The organism is Bacillus sp. NPDC060175 (genome assembly GCF_042728695.1).
In the GTDB taxonomy this organism is placed as follows: Bacteria; Bacillota; Bacilli; order Bacillales; family Bacillaceae_G; genus Bacillus_A.
On the sequence record NZ_JBHWYR010000033.1, the window covers coordinates 36,319 to 55,099 of the forward strand.

The following is an 18,781-nucleotide window of genomic DNA, read 5'->3' on the forward strand; positions in this document are numbered from 1 at the left end:
AAAAGCAAGTAGATAAAGATAATGACTAAAACATTAACTCTAGATACTTTTTTGATGAATATTACAAATAAACAGGAGGTAATGAAAAATGATTAAAACATTATTAGCAGGAGCACTTTTAAGTACAGGATTGGTAGCGGGAGGTGCAGTAGGTGCAGATGATGCGAAAATGGACAATTTAAAGTCAAATGAAGATAGTTCAAATCAAGTAATTACACAGAGTGCAGATGGAACAACGTCTTTCTCACAAAACTTTGATTTACCTAAAGATGCAGTGCCAGCGACTCCTAAAGGAGACGCAAAAACTGTTGAAAGAACAGAAGGTACAGGTTCTCAAGAAGGAAAAATGGTACCAACAAAAGAAGGTACAGATTCTCAACCTGGATTTGAAATGGGAGCCCCTGAAAAACCAGAGCATGCAAAAACTGTTGAAAGAACAGAGGGCACAGACTCTCAAGAAGGAAAAATGGTACCAACAAAAGAAGGAAATTAAATAATATATAGTTATAACGAAGAGCATCCAAAAAGTGGTGCTCTTTTTATATTATAGGAATCAACCGGTTTTACTCAATATAGAACTGTAGCGGGAATTCAAGCTAGAATATGGGTTACTGTCTCTTCAAATCATGGTGTTTGAAGCACTAGTTTTGGTGGTAACGTTACAACATAAACATTTTATTAGAGATTTTTTAAATTTACATACACTCTAGATAAACTACATATCAACTTCAGATACTTGTTTTATGATACAAGTAATCAAACAAAAGGAGGGCAATACAAAATGATTAAAACAGTATTAACAGGGCACTCTTTTAAGTACAGGAGATTATTAACAGGTGGAGAAAATGTTGAAGATGTACAGACAGATAAACATATTCCATATGAACAAAATGAATTGCAGCAAACTCTAGAAAAGTACGATTCGAAGAAATTTGAGTTATAAAAAGAAAATAGATAAATATAGTGAAAATAGATAAATTGACAAGAGAAAAGCACTTTGTGTATATCACAGGTGCTTTTTATTTTCATTTTGATATAGGGCTTGAATTAAATTTTTACACTAAAATATATACGGCAAAAAGGGGGGAGTTCATTGCACAAAGTTATTTATGGAATATTAATTTTAATTTATACTTTGTATTCATTTTTTGTAAGTGATGGAAGTGAAGTAAGGTTTATTATGGTGTTAACTATAGTACTTATCTTTTCTGTGGTTTTAGAAAAAGGAAATGCAAACAAAACGACTGACTAAAGGTCTTTTTGTTTGCATTTTTTAGTTGACTATTACAGTCCAGATGTTTTAGGGATAGCACCAAATCACCATCAAGCTTAAAGAACGATTTATCCCCAAACAATAAAAATGAGCTTTTTATTACAAGTTAGCACCAATTTTCGTTTTTGGGACACTATTAAATTTTTAGTTGATGAAAATGCGGTGCAACTCCTACTAGAGAAAACACCCGCCTAAAATAGAAAACTTTTAACCTATTATCATTTATTCCGTAGCTTTTAAGGTATTTAACACGACTTTGGTTGCGTCTGCAATAAGTTTATCATCGTATTTAGCATCTTCTTTATCATGATTAGAAAGTATAGCAAGAACAATCGGCTTTTTATTTGGTGGCCAAATAATTGCGATATCATTTCTTGTTCCGTAAGATCCCGCGCCTGTTTTATCAGCTACTTCCCATCCTTTTGGTACGCCCGCACGAATCAATTTATCTCCAGTTGTATTTCTCTTCATCCAATCTACTAATAGTTCACGTTTTTCTATTGGAAGTGCAGTTCCTAATGTAAATGATTGAAGTGTCTTAGCTATCGCTTCTGGTGTACTGGTATCATGTGTTTCTCCTGGATGCACTTCATTTAATTCAGGTTCAAATCGTTCTGAAGTAGTAACAGTATCTCCCATTTCTCTCAAGATTTTTTCAAATTCAGAGGGCCCCCCTAACTGTTTAAGAATCAAATTATGTGCTGTGCTGTCACTATATCGAACTGAAGCATCTGCAAGTTCTTTTAACGTCATTCCTGTATCAACATGCTTTTCAGTAATTGGATTATAATTAGAAAGATCTTCATGAGTATACGTAATCCTTTGATCAAGAGCTTCTAATGAGTTCTTGCGTAAAAGAGCGCCCACAGCTAATGATTTAGATGTAGATGCAAATGCAAAACGATCGTCTGAATGATAAGCAACAGTTTGATTTGTACCTGTGTCCAGTGCATAAATACCAAGCTTAGCATCATATTCTTTTTCAAGTTTAGCGAAAGATTGATTACCTGTATTTTCTTGTTTAATTTGATTAGCTTGATTCGTTTGTTTAGGTGGTTCAGATTGAGTGTTACTATTGGAACAGCCTATAAGTGATACACATGAAAGTAATACTACAGGCACAATCTTTTTGTAATGTAAAATGTTAAAGAACTTGTTTAAAACGAACATAAATTTTCAACCTCTTTCAAGAATATATGGATTTTGTCTAGGTATTCTAAATACCAATGCAATTAAGGATGGCATAGGGTAACAATACTACTGCAGCTAAAATTTCACAGGTTAAATGACATCCAAAACGTTTATCCCGCTATTCGCCGGGCAGTAAGACCCCCACCTCAAAATTCAGCGGAAGCAAAGAAGTTAGGCAGGGGTCGGGCTGCCCGTAAAAGCCCGATTGGTGAAGGCTAATAATCAGTGGGGGATGAACAAAACCCCCACTGATTAAAGTTTCACTTTATATGATTGATAAGTCACGGTTTGGGTTGTTTCTTTTTTGTTTTCACTTGTAATGGTTCACCTGTGAAAGTATTACAATACATGTTTTTTACTTTTGGGAATAATAAGTCCTTTCATTTTTTTGTAATACATAAAAATAGATGTCAAACAGGATATGTTGTATCCAATCTGGACAACTAATATTAGAAATACACTTATTAGACACTCTAAGTAATAAATTTGTTCCACTTTAAGATGAGGAAGAATTTGGGGTTTGTAAAATAACAATGGAACTACGTGTTTTTTCGTCATACAAAAACCTCTACATATAAGTAGAGGTTTTTAAATTGTATATTAATGAATTATGCTTTTTTAGATAAAGAAAATCGAGTTCAGGTAAACGAAGAACATAGCATACGTAATTTTAACTAGATTTATTATTAGCTAGTTTATCTCCACCATTAAGCTCCGCCTCAATCTGCGAAGTCTTCGATGACTCATCCATACGCCAATACGTAATAAAGCTTATTGCGATACATCCAGCTACATAAAAATAGAATAGTGATTCCATCCCGATACTCTTTAGCCATAATGCGATAAATTCCGCTGTTCCGCCGAATATCGCAACGGTTAGAGCATATGGTAAACCTACGCCTAGTGCGCGAATTTCAGTTGGGAAGAGTTCTGCTTTTACAATTGCGTTAATGGAAGTGTAACCAGTAACGATAATAAGGCCGACCATCATGAGTAAAAATGCTACGATTGGTTCTGTCGTTTTTTCCATAAAGAAGAAGATCGGTGCTGTTAGTAACGTTCCGAGAATACCGAAAGCCATTAAGAGTGGGCGGCGTCCAATTTTATCGGATAATAGCCCCGCAATCGGCTGAAGTACGACGAATATAAGTAGTGCGACAAAGTTAATCCAACTTACAACTTCTTTCGGAAGACCGACTGTGTTTACCATGAACTTTTGTAAATATGTTGTGTACGTATAAAATGCAACAGTGCCTCCTAGTGTTAGGCCGACTACTGTTAATACTGCTTTCGGGTGTTTCATAAGAGCGCGAACGGTTCCTGCGCTTTCGCGGTTTTTCGATTCCATATTTGAGAACTGCTCTGATTCATCCATTGTACGTCGAAGCCATAATACAGCTACTGCTCCCATCGCACCAATAATGAATGGAATACGCCATCCCCAAGCTTTCATATCTGGTTCGCTTAGTAATTGCTGAAGAACAATTTGAACGCCTAACGCAACCATCTGTCCAGCAACGAGCGTTACATATTGAAAACTTGAATAAAAACCACGGCGACCACTACTAGCCATTTCAGATAAATACGTTGCGGAAGTTCCGTACTCTCCGCCAAGTGATAATCCTTGGAGTAAACGGGCAAGAACTAAAATAATTGGTGCCATAATACCGATGCTTTCGTAACTCGGTGTACAGGCAATAATTAAAGAACCACCGGCCATAACCGTAATCGAAAGCGTTAATGCTGCCCGGCGTCCGTGCCGATCTGCATATCGTCCCATTAGCAAACTGCCGATAGGGCGCATTAAAAATCCGACTGCGAAAATAGCGGCTGTGTTCAGTAATTGACTCGTTGGATCTCCTTTAGGAAAGAACTCTGCTGAGAAGTAAACAGCGAAAGCAGAGTAAACGTACCAGTCATACCATTCAATTAAATTGCCGACAGAACCTTTGAAGATATTGCCGGCGACTCGGTTAGATTTTGCTTGAGCCATAATAATTCCTCCTCTTGCTTATAAATAAAATGATAATTATGAAAGCGTGTTCAATATAGTTGAATTGTACTGTCCTTGAATTGAAATCTCAATATTATGACAATTTTATTCTTTTTGTACTTTATGTACATGGAGGTTTTTATAGTTGATTCATTTTCAGTTTTGTCATAATAATAGAAAAATAAGATTGATAGTTTTGAATATTTTATCAAAGGATATGAAGTATGAAGAAATCACGAAAAGTGTCATTACAAACGAAAATACTAGGCTTAATTATTACATTAATTGTATTTGTCGTTCTCCTGTTAGCGGGGATATTTGTTTACATTCAGTCTGTTGATACGAAACGTCAAGTAGAACAGTTAGCTTTGCAAACGGCTAAATCTTTGTCTTTTATGCCAGCTATAAAAGATGCTTTTCAATACAACGAGCATAAAAGTACTATTCAATCCATTGCGGAACAAGTTCGCGAGCAAGCTGGTGCGGATTATGTAATTATAGAAGATCGTTATGGGGTTATGTATTCCCATTCTAATTCGGAGTTGATTGGTACAAAGAGTAACAATCCATATAACTATGAAGCACTCACTTTTGGTGGATATTATACGCTTGAAGGAAAGGGAGTAAGCGGTCCAGCTTTAATGGCGAAGGCACCTATTATTATTCATAACGGAGATTACGATCAAGTAGTAGGCGTTGTGACAGTAGAGTTTTTAATAAAAGGTATTGAATCTAACATATTGAGCAGAACGAAAGAAATTATCCTCTTTTCCTTAGCTGTATTACTAGCCGGAATTGTTGGTGGCATTCTTTTAGCACGTAGTATCAGGAAAGATACACTCGGTCTAGAACCGAATGAAATCGCAGCGCTATACCGGGAACGAAGCGCGATACTACTATCTATAAAAGAAGGAATTATCGCTATTGATCAAAACGGTTTTATTACGATGATGAACACTTCGGCAGAAGAAATGCTGTATGTAAATGGTGATTATATGCAGCAACACATTTCAAAAGTTTTACCGGCTTTTCATATGGAAAGAGTGCTAGAAAACGATCAAGAAATAGCGTTTCAAGATAAAGTATTCATTTTAAACATGACACCAATACTCGAAAATAACAGTACGGTAGGTGTTGTATGTAGTTTTAGAGATAAAACAGAACTGCAAAATTTAGTGAATACAATATCTGAGGTAAGAAAGTATTCAGAGGATTTACGTGCTCAAACGCATGAATTTACAAATAAGCTTTTCGTCTTATCAGGATTACTTCAGTTAGGGCACTACAGAGAAGCGATTGAATTTATCCAACAAGAATCTAATATTCATCAAAGCCAAAACCATATTTTATTCCATCAAATTCACGATGCGAAAGTACAAGCTATTTTATTAGGAAAACTCGGAACAGCATCTGAAAAGAAAATCGATTTTCATATTGAAGGAGATAGTGCGCTTCATCCGTTACCAGACCATATAAAGGTTTCGCATCTTATTACGATACTTGGAAACATAATCGATAATGCATTTGATGCGGTGAATGAACAAGAGGAAAAGAGTGTTTCCTTCTTTGTTACGGACATTGGGCACGATATTGTTTTTGAAGTAATAGATAGTGGAGCAGGAATACCGGCGGAAAAAATCACAACCATTTTCCAAAAAGGATTTTCAACGAAAGGAAACGATCGTGGTTACGGGCTAGCAAACGTGAAAGAAATGGTAGATTTACTAGGGGGAACAATTGAAATTCAAAACGAGAAAAATGGGGGAGCTATTTTTACAATTTACCTTCCGAAAACGTTGAGAGAAAGTACATGACAAACAGGGGGATGGACATATGTTGAAGGTTGCAATTGCAGAAGATGATTTCCGCGTAGCGCAAATTCAAGAGGAGTTTTTATCAAAAATAAAGGACGTAAAAGTTATTGGGAAGGCATTGAACGCAAAAGAAACGATGGAACTACTACAAAAGGAAGAAATCGATTTACTTCTATTAGATAATTATTTACCAGATGGAATTGGTACAGACTTATTGCCGAAAATCCACGCTGACTTTCCAAACGTTGACGTCATTATGGTTACAGCGGCGAATGAAAACTATATGCTAGAAAAAGCAATTCGAAATGGCGTAAGCAACTACCTTATAAAACCGGTCACGTTAGATAAATTTGTTCGCACAATTGAAGACTATAAAAGAAAGAAGCAACTATTACGTAGTAACAATGAAGTGAATCAAGCACTAATCGATAACTTCTTCGGCACTTCACAAACACAAGATATAAAAAATTTACCGACAGGTGTTGATCCTTTAACACTACAAAAAGTGAAAGGAATTATAAAAGGATTCGAAGAGGGAATTACAATAGAAGAAATGGGGGAACAAATGGGAGCTTCCAGAACAACCGCCAGAAGATACTTAGAATACTTAGTAGCGACAAATAAATGCACAGTAGAATACACATACGGCATTATCGGACGACCAGAACGAAAGTATCGAATAGGACGGGGGTTATGAAAAAACGATTATTACTATGTATATGGATCATGACAGGAATAATAGCTGGTTGTTCGTCGGAAAAACCTCAAACGAATACAGTAAACATAGACAAAGTAGAAATCGTTGCACCAAACGTTCAAGGAGCGGGATGGGACTTAACGGCACGGGCGATGCAGAAAACACTGACAGAAGAGAAAATCTTCACAAAACCAATCACTGTCACAAACAAAATAGGCGGCAGCGGTGATGTCGGATGGAAATATACGAAACAAAAAGGCGGTCACGTACTTGCGATTAACTCAAGCTTACTCATAACGAACAACCTACTAGGCCACAGTAAACTAACATATAAAGACTTCACACCGCTCGCAACGCTAGCATCAGACTGGGAAGTCGTTGTCGTATCAAAAGACTCAAACATAGAAAATGCAAACGAACTAATGGAACAACTAAAACAAGACAAGAAAAACTTCAAAATCGGCGTTGCCCCAGGCCTAGGAAACGACGATCACCTATCCTTCGTACAAGTAAGCAAAGCCTTCGGCATAAACCCTGCCGAACTAGAATTCTGCGTCTACGAAAACAAAGAAAAAATCATCAACGCCCTAACGAACAAACAAATCAACGCCGCAACAATGACCCTATCCGAAGCCGAAAAACAATACAAAGCCGGCAAAATAAAAATACTAGCCGTATCCTCAGAAAAACGCCTAGACCGACTACCAGAAATCCCGACGTGGAAAGAACAAGGAGTCGACGTTGTATTCCAGCACTGGAAAGGAATTATGGGACCGAAAGATATGACGGAGGAAGAGATTGCTTATTGGGATAGTATTATTAAGAGGATGGTTGAGAGTGATAGTTGGAAGGGGATTTTGAGGGAGAGGGGTTGGGAGAGTTTTTATAAGGGGAGTGGGGAGAGTAGGGTGTTTTTGGATGAGAGTAGTGGGTGGTATGGGGGGATGGTTAAATTTAGTGATTAATAATCTTTTATTGATTTATTTGTAAGTGATGATATATGTGACGTAAATAGTGCTGGATTTCGAGTTGTAATTTTGTGATAACAAGTTATGAAAGGTCATTATTGCTACAACTTTTTATTAAAATACCAAATTAATAATATATGTATAGGAGATTAGTCATTAATGAAATTAGCAAAAACACAGATACAACAATTTATATTAAAACAATTAGAGCGTTGTGAGTTGAAAGAACTAGATGTCGAGTTCGCAGTTCGAGGGTTGGATTTTGATCCAAACATGTTTATTCGTGCGGGTGAAATAGGATTAGAAATAGGGTTTTATAGATTGGTATGGATTAGTCCTGCCGTACCAGATATGACAGGGTTTACGCATCATATATTATTATGGGAACATCTAGAGGAATTAAGTGACAGTGAGAAAGCGGTGGAAATTAAAGAGAGTATTATTATGGTTGCTGATTTTAGAAAGAGGCGGTATCAGCAGTGTAAGTTTTGCAATACAAAGACTTTGCCTGAACACCTTTTTGAGGATGGTGTATGTCAGGGGTGTGCTAGTGTGCATTTTGGGGTAATATATTGATATTTTGGGGGAATATATAGAAAGGATTTAAAAGATGGTTCTATTCTTTTATACTTGAATGAGGATGGATGAATAGAAACGAGGAATTATATGAGTAAATTAAGTAACTGCCTATACATGATTGAACTCCTGCATGCGAGAGGGAAAATGAGAATTAGTGAATTGGCAGAGTTATTAGAAGTGAAAGAGCGGATGGTCCGTATTTATCGTGATGATATTGAAATGTCAGGTATAAAAATAGAGACAACAAAAGGCAGGTACGGTGGTTATTCTCTTTCAAATACATCGTTATTTCCTATTAAAAATATGTCCCAACAAGAGCTAGATGCGTTAACATTCTCTATTCAAAAACTAGTTTCAAAAGGTAATGACATTTATTCACGGGACGCACAAGTAGCGTTAGATAAATTGAATGCCGTTCGGAAAGTGGAAACGAATAAAGACCGTCATATATATTTTGTTCAAAGGTCGAAGCCGAATTATGCATTTTCGAATGAAAATCAAAAATATGTACAACTACAAGAAGCGTTATTTACAAGCAGCAAGGTGAAAATCCAATATGAGAAACGGTCTGGTGAAAGATCAGAACGAATTATCGATCCATACGGATTTGTGCACTACAACGAATTCTTTTATTGCCTAGCCCTGTGCAATGATAAAAAAGAAAAACGTATGTTTAAACTATCTCGAATGCAAGATATTAAAACTTTGTATGATACATATAAAATACCCGACAATTTCGATATCAGGGAAGAATTTCCGAAATTCGGCATTATGAAAGAACCGTTAGAAGTAGAGTTACTCATCTATCCACCATTCGCTGTATCTGTACCAGAATCCATTTGGGGAGAGAATCAAAAGATAGAACATCATGAGGACGGCAGTATCCTTTTCCGCGCAACGATGAGCGGGAAAGAATCGATTAAGAAATGGATTTTGGGAATGGGCGCTTCGGTTAGGGTGATGGAGCCTAGGGAGTTGAGGGAAGAGGTTGTTGAGGAAGGTAGGAAGTTGTTGGAGATATATGAATCATTTTGAATGAATGGATATAATGCAACAAGTAGAATATAAAAGTGACGTAATAAATACCGGTTTTAATGTTACTGTGAAGATAGATCTGTAAATGGTTTGAGGATTACATATAAATTTTATAAACCTTATATAAGGAATAATTAGTAATTAGAGGTCCAATTATACAATTGGATATTTTATGTAATTCACACACGGTTGTTAATTAATTATAAAAGAATATGATAAAATATTATTAAAATACTAATGAGATGGCGTGAGGGATATTAAATATGTCTGAGGAAAAATATTTTTTAAGTTTTATAGAGCATATTAATCAAGTTGCAGCGGTTAATGCAAAAAAGATGGAAGAGTTAATATATGAAGACCCAGCAAGTGCTATTGTGAAAGCTAGGTTATTTGCTGAAGCTATATTAAATGAGGTGTTCACTCAAGAAGATATAAAGGTACCATATATTTCATCACTTTATGATAAAATTTCCTACCTTGCAAAAGAAGGTTATATAACGGCGGAAGTACAAAGGGATTTTGATACAGTTCGTTTTACGGGTAATAAGGCAGCGCATGATGGTTCGTTTAATGATATTACTGCAGCTTTTAAATTGCATAAAGTTATGCATAATATTGCCGTTTGGTTATATGAAGTATATTCACCAGAACAATTGAAAATACCTGCATATGAGCATCCAAGACCGGTACAAAGTAATGAAGCAGATATACAAGAAATGGTGAAAGCGCAAGTCATGCAATTAATCGGTGTTACTAATAAGGATGAGGTTAAAAAAGAAGAACCTATTATTGAAGATCTAGCGGAAGAGAGTATCCTTTGTAAAGACCTTCCTGAGGGAGAAAGTTATTTATTAAGAGAGCTAAAGAGGTTACAAGATTCTTCACAAGAGGCTATTGAAAACGCAAATGCATTTAGTCAATTTAAAAAATATATGCACGTAGAGAGAAAAATCCAAACTGATTTAGAGCGTATATTAATACAAAATAAAGAACTTAATTCCTCTAGCTTAATTCTCCTTTGTGGTAGCGTTGGAGATGGGAAATCTCATTTATTAGCGTACTTAAAAGAGAATAAGTCAGACTTATTAGAAGGGTATCAAATTTTTAATGATGCTACAGAAAGTTTTTCTCCTAACAAAAATGCAATGGAGACTCTAGAAGAAATACTTCAAGATTTCTCCGACCAATCGATCGATCGATCAAGTAAAAAGGTTATTTTAGCGATTAATATGGGAGTTCTTCATAATTTTATTACATTAGATCATCAGGAGTTCACATATACAGCTTTAAATAGATTTGTGGAAGGTAGTGGACTATTTTCTTCAAGTATTACTACTTGTTACGGTGAAGACCATTTTGATTTAATTAGTTTTGGTGATTATCACTCGTATGAATTAACGGAAAAAGGGCCGCAATCAACATTCTTTTTAACTTTATTAAATAAAATATTCAATAAAGAAGAGGGGAATCCTTTTTATTTGGCTTATCAAGAGGATACAAAAAATAATATTCGAACGATGGTTCATGAGAATTATAAATTTATTCAGGAACCTTACGTACAAAAGCAAATTGTTAATTTGATTATTCAAACGTTAGTGAAATTTAAGTTAGTTATATCTGCTCGTGCATTTTTAAACTTTGTAGCTGACATTATTATTCCAGATAAATTAGAAGTAATTGAGGTTCTCTCAGAATTTGAAGTGTTAGAGCAAGCTGTGCCTAATCTTATGTTTAAACGGAAAGAGCGTTCTCCTATCCTAAAGACTTTACATGAATTAGACCCAGTTCATAGAAGATCCTCTTATATTGATCAAATTATTATTGATTTAAGTACTTTAAATGAATGGGATATTATATTAAGTCGTTGTGTAACATCTGATCAAGGTAGAGGATGGTTAAATCCTTTTATTAGTGAAGAAAAAGTGGATGGCCCATCATTTATTGGTTTCTCAGAAACCGTTATTCGAATCACATATTTAACGAATGAAGACTTTGCCCAAAAGGTTGAGGATGAGACGTATCATAAATATGTGAAAAAGTTATTTGATTTTAATTCGGGTAATAAAAAAGAAATTAAAGTCTTTTATGAAGAAATAAAAGATGCGCTATTTAAATGGAAGGGAAGTCCGAAAAAGGGATATATTTATTTAAATAAACCAAGTGATAAGTATAGATTAGCTCAACAGCTTAATTTAAGGCCATCAATTGATCATTTAAAATTTAATCAAAATGATGTACTCGAATCTTTTAAAGCATCACTTGTGTTAGCGTATCACAATGGAGATATTGAAAATACTATTGAATTGGATATTGACTATCAACTTTATAATTTATTGATAAAAGTTTGTCGAGGTTATTGTCCAAATAAAAAAGATGAAGAAGATGCAATTAAATTTACAGAGTTTGTAGAGAAAATCATGAAATTTGGAGAAAAAGAAAATGAGCTATTGATACATTTTCCTAATGACTCTCGCTTTTATAAGTTAAACAGAGATGATTTTGGTGCATTCGTGTTTGAAAGGGAGCAGTAATTAATGAATAGATTATTAAAAATAGAAGAATTGGAAGAGTTGTTGGGAAAAGAGAGGCATGAAGTTGGTAAAGTGGTAGATATTTTACCTTTTATTACAAAAAGAACGAAATCCATACGTGGAAATTTTAACGAAGTTTTAGGTGAGTATGTTCGAAATATTTGTGGTTTACAGCTGGCTGGAAAAAAGAAAAGAAGTGAAGAAGAACCGTTTTCTGCTAGTAATCCTTTTGTGGATCAAATCATGGAAGAAATTGAATATACACAGGAAGCAGAATATGATTTAGACCGTTTTTTAAATCAATATTTATTTGGTCAAGACAATAAAATTAAACCTATTCATCCATATTTGTTTAATTATATGGCTGCCCCAGAGAAAAATGAATTGCTGAAATATGGACAATTTGTAAAAGATGTTCTCATTTATGATGAAGCGAGTGTTAGTTCTATATTTAACAATAAGGAAAGTGAAGATATATTAACTGAACTAATATTAAATAAATTAGATATCCCAAATAAAGAACCAGTTAAGCAATATCAACCTTTAATGGGATTTTTAGCGGATAATTATCAGGAAGACTTACTATTTTTGAGTCAATATAAAGATTATTTCTTAAAGTCTTTCCCATTACTTACGCACTTTTATAGTTTTATGTATGTATGCCAATTAGTTGTGAAGTTTGAACAATTCGATGAAGCTAATTATTCGCATTCGACCCCTTTATATTTTGCTTTAGAATGGGAATCTATTAGTAAGAGAAGAAAGGCTGCAGATGATTTAGAAGGATTTAGAAGAGTAAAAGATAAAGCACCTAATTTATTTGTGCACATGCACACGATGGCACAATTAAGTTATAACGGGTTTCAAGATGAATTAGCTGATGAAAAGAAAAACCTTAAATTTATGAATTATAGAGCGTTAAAAGATTTAATAGATGAAAAGGGCCCAACTGTTGCAGAGCAATTTTTAGTAGATAGTAAGCAATGGATTAATAAGTATAGTGATCTTTGGGCGAAACGAGTAACACCTAAAGAAGAACCGGAAAATATTTCTGAGGCTTTTAAGACATTGTTTAGTTGTTTAAAAGAGGGAACAAATGCAGAAGCAGCTAAAAAGTTTGGGGAGAATATTGAAGATTTAGGCGCAGATGTCTTTCTGAAAAACCGAGGCAGCATTGGGGCTGTTTTTAATATGAGCCATGAAATGCTGTTACTTTTAACAGCTGTATGTGTAAAAGAAGACAGAATGCCGTTAAATCGTTTGTTTGAGGAATTTTCAAAAAGAGGAGTGGCTTTTGATCGTCATTCGAAAAAGATGATTATAGAGTTATTTGATTCTCATAATATTCTAGATAAAAAAAGTGATAGTGGTGATGCACAGTATGTTAAACGAATTTTATAATTATATATGTGAGTTGTTATTGGGTGATTTTAAAAAACGCTCAATAAAAGCTGGTGATAGATTTTATTTACAGCTGGATAAAGTAGAGGATGTAGAGAATTTAGTAAAAGCATTCCAAGAGCAGGAAAATGTTAAGCAATTTGTATATAAACATGAATTGGGTGAACCGTATAAAACGTTTTCAGTTGAAATACAAAATGTTCAACTTGTCATTGCCTTTACAAATGAAAATGTTAAACCGGATTTCTTAGTTACTTTACGAAATCAAGTAGGCGAACAAAAAGGTGTATGGAAAGATACAGCATTATTGAGTATAGTTTCAGAACAGTTGGATTCAATTCAGGGAGGAAGTAGCGATCTTCAAAAGGATGGAATGCCGTTGCATCCTAATTCTATAGTAAAGGGATTAAGGCAAGAAATTGAAAGTAGTATGCTAGATAAAACGGCTCAAATTATCCTTATAGAAAACATGGAGATGATTAAGCAGGAACAGGCACATCAACAAGTTACTTTCTTTGAATTTGAAGAAATTTTTTCTACTCTTGCAAAGGGTACAATAGAAGATAAAGACTATCAAAAATTTGCTGTCTTTAAAGACGAAGAATTAGCTACATTTAAAGGGAATAAACAAAAAGAACGCTTAGGTTCAAATAGAGAATTATATGAATTTGTTCGAAAAATTCATGATTTTGGTTTAGGAACAGAGGAATTAGAAAAGAAATTTACACCTGAAGGGGCTAGCAAATTAAAGCGTGAGGATTGGAAGGAGATGGGGTTTGCTGATGTTAATCGGTTCCATCAGGATTTTATAGATCTTCATAAAAAGGCATCAATTAATTTAAAAGAGCTAACAGTTAAAGAAGGATTACATTTTTGGGATAAGCCTCAAAAGGAGACTGCAGCAGGAGAAAGAAAAAGACACTTAGTTATATTTAATCCAGAATGTAAGGAAAAGGTACATTTAAATGCTGCATTTTCAATTCAAGGTGGAAATGTTAAAAGTTTATCGAATAAATATGTAAAGATACTCCCAGCTTTTAAGAAAAATGTAGAAGTATCGGTAGGGAAAATAAATTTAAGTGCGGTTATAAAAACAGGTGGAAATCAACCTACATTTACTAGGTTAGCTTATAAGCATGATGATAAATCAACTTTAGGTGTAGAGTTATTTGTTGTTGTACTACCAATTGATCCATATGTATTAGATGCTTTTAAAACAACATATTTGATTGCTCCTAATAAGCGTCTAATTGAACTTCAGTATGAAGATAACGAGCTTTCATTTGGACAAGGTTATAACAAAAAATCAATGGAAGTTTATGAGGAAAATGCAACTGTTGATTGTAGTATAGATGATGAACTTACTATTCTTCCGCAACCTGAAGCGTATAATGATGAAGAAGAGATGAGAGTTAACATTCGTTTGACTGAGAATGAAACAATCATTCCAATTATATTGAAAAATGAGTTGCCAGAATCTACTCCGATTAACGGAGCGCGAATTTGGAAATTAAAGCGTGAGCAGCAAAGAGATTTTGAATGGATAAATAATCGTTTGCGTTTTGGAAATAGAGAATTTTATTTAAGCCCCGAATATAGAAACTTATTCGAGTGGGAGTATCAGTGGATTGAAAATGGGTTTAAGTGTGCCGTAGTAGAGTCTGATGCATTAGTCCCTGAAGAGATATCTATTAGCGATGAACTAAGAGAAGCGTATAGTAGATTTTTAACTTACTTTAAAATTAAAAAAGGTATACCAAGCTTATGTTATTACAGTGCCGAGCTAGTTAAAAGAGCGGAAGAGTATTTGAATGCTTTTATACAAGAGATTAAAAGTTTTGAAGAAGGACATGAGGCTGGCAAACGCGGACGAGATTTATTTAAGTTAGGGACAGTGATGGGGAATAATGTAATTAAATTCACACCATTCCATCCAGTTATGGTCGCTTTCCAATTAAAAATGAATAATTTACTTTCAAATGAAGAAGTGGATAATAGTATTTTACAGCGATTAAAGCCAGATGGACTAGTTCCATATATTTATAATGATCGAGATCAACTGTACAGACCGGATAATCAGAATATCGTATTAGAGTGGATGGACTTTAAACCAGTTAACCAGGTTTCAGTGTCGGATGCAAATCAATTTTTAGCAAAAGTAATTGAGGATAAAATTCAGCAATTTGAAGGACACTTTGGATATTTATTTAGTGAGTATTCTAAAGCGCCGTTGCAAATTAATGTCATTAACATTGAAAACGATCATGAAACGTTTAGAGGTATCGTAAATTGGATGCTTGAAAGAATTAAATCAAAAGGACCTGAAGGGTTAAAAGCTGTTGAAGTGACTCTTTATAAGGAAGAGGGACAGGACAGTGCATTTGATAATTTCTCAAGAATAGAATCGATAGAGGAGTTCCAAACAAAATTTAATATTAATTTAGGCGCAAAACAGCAACATGAGCCTCAGGATATATTGCGATTTATTCGTGAAAAGCTATTTTATTATAAAAAAGAAATAGGAGAAGAATATAAGTATGCTCATATTTCTTTCTATAAAATGCAAGCACAAGAGCGATACGCATTACAATCCATGGATGAAATGCTATCAGGTCTAGCAATTGAAGGATTATATACTACAGTCCCTTCAATGAAGAGTAACGAGAATTATAAAAGTGGTTTTGGTGTTAAGGCATATGCTATAGAAGAAGAGAACCTTTTAACACAAACAACGTATTATTTTAATGAACTAAGTGCAAATCTTCATAACGGAGGAAATAATACGTATCGAAAAGGAGAAGCGATTTTCTCTAGAACAACAAGTGCTGATGAAAAGACTCTAGAAGAAATTTTTAAATCCTCTTATTGGGTAACGTTTGTAGATCCAAGCTTTGATCTGGAGTTCTTTAATGATTACGAGAAAAATCTAGTCGTTATTCATTATAGTGATCAATATTCATCTTCAAGTAGATATGATGCTATTACTGTAACGGATAAATCGCAACAATATCATTTTGTTATTGAAGAATTTTTAAAGGAAAAGCAAGTAGAGAGTAAGAAAGAAAATGTAGAAAGTACTATTAAAGCATTTAATACTTTTAATGGTGAGTGGTTACTTCGTGTTATTGGCAGCAAGGGCCATTACTCTAGAGAAAAATTGAGTATTATTTCTGCTATAAAGTTCTCTTTAGCTTACTTTGAACATCGTGATATTTTATGGGTACCAATTTCTCTAGAAGAAGTTTTAAGGGTTGCAGGTGCTGTTAATTTAAAGAAAGCAGAGGGTATCTTTACAGCTAAAAACTTAGGGGTAAAAGGTGTTCATAGCGATGATTTACTTTTAATAGGTTTGGAACAAGTAGAGAATGATTTAATGATGCATTTTTATCCCGTCGAAGTAAAGATTGGTGCTAACAAAAACGATGTATTAGAAAAGGCGAGAAAACAAGTTAAACATACGAAGAAACTAATCAACGATGCATTAACAACTAATTCTTTTACTAGCCGTTTCTATCGTAATTTCTTTGCGCAACTTTATATTTCTAATGCTAATAAAGTATTTAAAAGTAGATTCTGGGAAGAGAAAAATTACGAATTGAATAATGAAGTGGTTGAGAAACTGCTGAAAGATCAATTCGTAATTTCAAACGGAGTAGAGTCATCGATTGGCGAAGGAGCTATTTTATCTTTCCAGCGAGACGCTTATCACAGAAGTGCTAAACTAGATGAAGGAATTACACTGTTAAATCTTCCGGAATTTGATGGATATAGTGGTCTTATACAACCAATGGAAGATATGAAGAATTGGATTCAAGAAACAGAAGGCGATTTTATTAAGGAAGATTTACTTTCTTATAAATATACAGGTGTCTATAGCGAAGGGGAAAGAGCATCTTCTTTTAGCCCGGAAGAAAATAAATTAGAGGCTGATGTAGAGGTAGAAGAACATCTTGAAATTATCGATTCTAATGAGGTTACTGAGGAGCAAATCGAAAATACAAGGGAAGTTCTTGAAGAAATAAAAGAAAGAGAGCCACAAGAATTAGAAAAATCCCGAATTTTAATTGGGAAGGCAGAGAACTCAAATAGAAAGATTTATTGGGAATATGGTAATAAAGGATTGGCGAATAGACATTTGCTGATATCTGGTAAATCCGGACAAGGTAAGACATATTTCATGCAATGCTTATTATTAGAAAAATCGAAGCAAGGCATTCCAAGTATTGTTATCGACTATACAGAAGGATTTTTACCAAATCAATTAGAAGATGAATTTGTACAAGCAATGGGTACAAAGGTAAAACAAAAGATTGTATATAGTGAGCAACTCCCAATCAATCCGTTTCAAAAGAATGAAAGAGATATTGGAGGGATTACACTTCCAGAATCTAATACGGATGTTGCTGAAAGAATTAAGAGTGTGTTTGCTGCCGTGTACAGTACATTAGGTGTGCAGCAATTAAATGCAATTTATGAAGGTACTCTTAATGGATTAGATAAATACGGAGAAGATATGGGCTTAATAAAGCTTAGAGAATGTTTAGAAGAAGATGGTTCTAGCTATGCTAAGACGGCTTTATCTCAAATAAGACCCCTTATCGATCGGAATCCATTTAGCCATGAAAATACAATAAATTGGAAAGATGTTGTAGATAGTAATGGTGAGATTTTTATTATTCAGTTGACTGGATATCCTCGAGATGTCCAATTAATGATTACAGAATTTATTTTATGGGATCTTTGGAATTATTCCGTAAGGTTTGGAAATAAAAATAATCCAATGCCTGTCATAATGGATGAAGCACAAAATCTTGATCATACGGAAAAATCACCTTCTGCACGAATTTTACAAGAGGGACGTAAATTCGGATGGTCTGCATGGTATGCAACCCAATTTTTAAAATCTCAATTGGCTACTGATGAATTAGCAAGGCTGCAAAATGCTTCACAGAAGATTTATTTTGCGCCACCAGAACAAGAGATTTCTACAATTGCTACTAGTTTGTCTAACGATTCTTCAGAGAAAAAAGAATGGGAGAATAGACTTTCAACATTGAAAAAAGGTCAATGTATTGTACATGGTCCTGTATTACAAGGAAATGGCGAATTGTCTCAACCAACTGTAACGGTGGTTGAGATTATGGCGTTATCTGAACGTATATAAAAGGAACTAGATCCCCTTATAGTAAACAGAAAAAAGAATGCATATTAATCTGTTTACTATGGAGGGGATTTTCTATCGGTGAAATTAGAATGATACATAATATTTAATTTACGGAAGAAGCGGTCTCTTATAATA

At 34.4% G+C, this 18,781-nt stretch carries 13 protein-coding genes; 11 read left to right on the forward strand and 2 right to left on the reverse strand.

What is annotated here, in order from left to right; translation table 11 throughout:
• The first annotated feature begins 88 nt into the window (after positions 1-88).
• The 3 genes from ACFWDE_RS17160 (at position 89) to ACFWDE_RS17170 (ending at position 1,252) form a co-directional block, all read left to right on the forward strand.
• Positions 89-493, forward strand: a complete 405-nt coding sequence (locus tag ACFWDE_RS17160; RefSeq protein ID WP_074651618.1) for an alpha-ketoglutarate permease — start codon at positions 89-91, stop codon at positions 491-493.
• 288 nt (positions 494-781) lie between these two features.
• Entirely contained in the window at positions 782-943 is a 162-nt protein-coding gene (locus tag ACFWDE_RS17165) for a hypothetical protein (protein WP_171903091.1), read from the forward strand.
• 150 nt (positions 944-1,093) lie between these two features.
• Positions 1,094-1,252, forward strand: a complete 159-nt coding sequence (locus ACFWDE_RS17170) for a hypothetical protein (RefSeq protein WP_002087303.1) — start codon at positions 1,094-1,096, stop codon at positions 1,250-1,252.
• 243 nt (positions 1,253-1,495) lie between these two features.
• Here the strand turns inward: ACFWDE_RS17170 and blaIII are convergent, their stop codons facing one another.
• Both blaIII and ACFWDE_RS17180 read right to left on the reverse strand, forming a co-directional pair.
• On the reverse strand, positions 1,496-2,443 hold the full coding sequence (blaIII, locus tag ACFWDE_RS17175; protein ID WP_002016516.1) for a class A beta-lactamase BlaIII: 948 nt from the start codon (positions 2,441-2,443) through the stop codon (positions 1,496-1,498).
• Between the two features lie 691 nt (positions 2,444-3,134).
• Positions 3,135-4,457, reverse strand: a complete 1,323-nt coding sequence (locus ACFWDE_RS17180; RefSeq protein WP_016103884.1) for an MFS transporter — start codon at positions 4,455-4,457, stop codon at positions 3,135-3,137.
• Positions 4,458-4,681: 224 nt separating this feature from the next.
• Here ACFWDE_RS17180 and ACFWDE_RS17185 point away from each other — a divergent pair, with 224 nt between their 5' ends.
• The 8 genes from ACFWDE_RS17185 to dptH all read left to right on the forward strand — a co-directional run bounded on the left by ACFWDE_RS17185 (position 4,682) and on the right by dptH (position 18,646).
• The gene (locus ACFWDE_RS17185; protein WP_377893524.1) at positions 4,682-6,271 is read left to right on the forward strand and encodes an ATP-binding protein; all 1,590 of its coding nucleotides are present in this window, start codon (positions 4,682-4,684) and stop codon (positions 6,269-6,271) included.
• Positions 6,272-6,290: 19 nt separating this feature from the next.
• Positions 6,291-6,968 (forward strand): response regulator, encoded by a 678-nt coding sequence (locus tag ACFWDE_RS17190; protein WP_377893526.1) that lies wholly within the window; start codon positions 6,291-6,293, stop codon positions 6,966-6,968.
• Positions 6,965-7,933, forward strand: coding sequence for a tripartite tricarboxylate transporter substrate binding protein (locus tag ACFWDE_RS17195; RefSeq protein WP_377893540.1), 969 nt, complete (start codon positions 6,965-6,967; stop codon positions 7,931-7,933). The genes ACFWDE_RS17190 and ACFWDE_RS17195 overlap by 4 nt, the downstream gene beginning before the upstream one ends.
• A 162-nt stretch (positions 7,934-8,095) precedes the next feature.
• Positions 8,096-8,512, forward strand: coding sequence for a hypothetical protein (locus ACFWDE_RS17200; RefSeq protein WP_377893528.1), 417 nt, complete (start codon positions 8,096-8,098; stop codon positions 8,510-8,512).
• 90 nt (positions 8,513-8,602) lie between these two features.
• Complete coding sequence (locus ACFWDE_RS17205; protein WP_377893529.1) at positions 8,603-9,550, forward strand: helix-turn-helix transcriptional regulator; 948 nt, start codon at positions 8,603-8,605, stop codon at positions 9,548-9,550.
• A gap of 263 nt (positions 9,551-9,813) precedes the next feature.
• Positions 9,814-12,081, forward strand: a complete 2,268-nt coding sequence (dptF, locus tag ACFWDE_RS17210; RefSeq protein WP_377893530.1) for a DNA phosphorothioation-dependent restriction protein DptF — start codon at positions 9,814-9,816, stop codon at positions 12,079-12,081.
• 3 nt (positions 12,082-12,084) lie between these two features.
• Positions 12,085-13,482, forward strand: coding sequence for a DNA phosphorothioation-dependent restriction protein DptG (gene dptG / locus ACFWDE_RS17215; RefSeq protein WP_377893531.1), 1,398 nt, complete (start codon positions 12,085-12,087; stop codon positions 13,480-13,482).
• Complete coding sequence (dptH, locus tag ACFWDE_RS17220; protein WP_377893534.1) at positions 13,463-18,646, forward strand: DNA phosphorothioation-dependent restriction protein DptH; 5,184 nt, start codon at positions 13,463-13,465, stop codon at positions 18,644-18,646. Before dptG ends, dptH begins: the two co-directional genes overlap by 20 nt.
• The last annotated feature ends 135 nt before the right edge of the window (positions 18,647-18,781 follow it).

What these genes read in the sequence shown, in the direction of transcription:
- dptF (WP_377893530.1), top strand. Translation starts at nt 9,814, where the DNA reads ATGTCTGAGGAAAAATATTTTTTAAGTTTTATAGAGCATATTAATCAA.
- blaIII (WP_002016516.1), bottom strand. Translation starts at nt 2,443, where the DNA reads ATGTTCGTTTTAAACAAGTTCTTTAACATTTTACATTACAAAAAGATT.
- ACFWDE_RS17190 (WP_377893526.1), top strand. Translation starts at nt 6,291, where the DNA reads ATGTTGAAGGTTGCAATTGCAGAAGATGATTTCCGCGTAGCGCAAATT.
- ACFWDE_RS17160 (WP_074651618.1), top strand. Translation starts at nt 89, where the DNA reads ATGATTAAAACATTATTAGCAGGAGCACTTTTAAGTACAGGATTGGTA.
- ACFWDE_RS17185 (WP_377893524.1), top strand. Translation starts at nt 4,682, where the DNA reads ATGAAGAAATCACGAAAAGTGTCATTACAAACGAAAATACTAGGCTTA.
- ACFWDE_RS17165 (WP_171903091.1), top strand. Translation starts at nt 782, where the DNA reads ATGATTAAAACAGTATTAACAGGGCACTCTTTTAAGTACAGGAGATTA.
- dptG (WP_377893531.1), top strand. Translation starts at nt 12,085, where the DNA reads ATGAATAGATTATTAAAAATAGAAGAATTGGAAGAGTTGTTGGGAAAA.
- dptH (WP_377893534.1), top strand. Translation starts at nt 13,463, where the DNA reads ATGTTAAACGAATTTTATAATTATATATGTGAGTTGTTATTGGGTGAT.
- ACFWDE_RS17205 (WP_377893529.1), top strand. Translation starts at nt 8,603, where the DNA reads ATGAGTAAATTAAGTAACTGCCTATACATGATTGAACTCCTGCATGCG.
- ACFWDE_RS17195 (WP_377893540.1), top strand. Translation starts at nt 6,965, where the DNA reads ATGAAAAAACGATTATTACTATGTATATGGATCATGACAGGAATAATA.
- ACFWDE_RS17200 (WP_377893528.1), top strand. Translation starts at nt 8,096, where the DNA reads ATGAAATTAGCAAAAACACAGATACAACAATTTATATTAAAACAATTA.
- ACFWDE_RS17180 (WP_016103884.1), bottom strand. Translation starts at nt 4,457, where the DNA reads ATGGCTCAAGCAAAATCTAACCGAGTCGCCGGCAATATCTTCAAAGGT.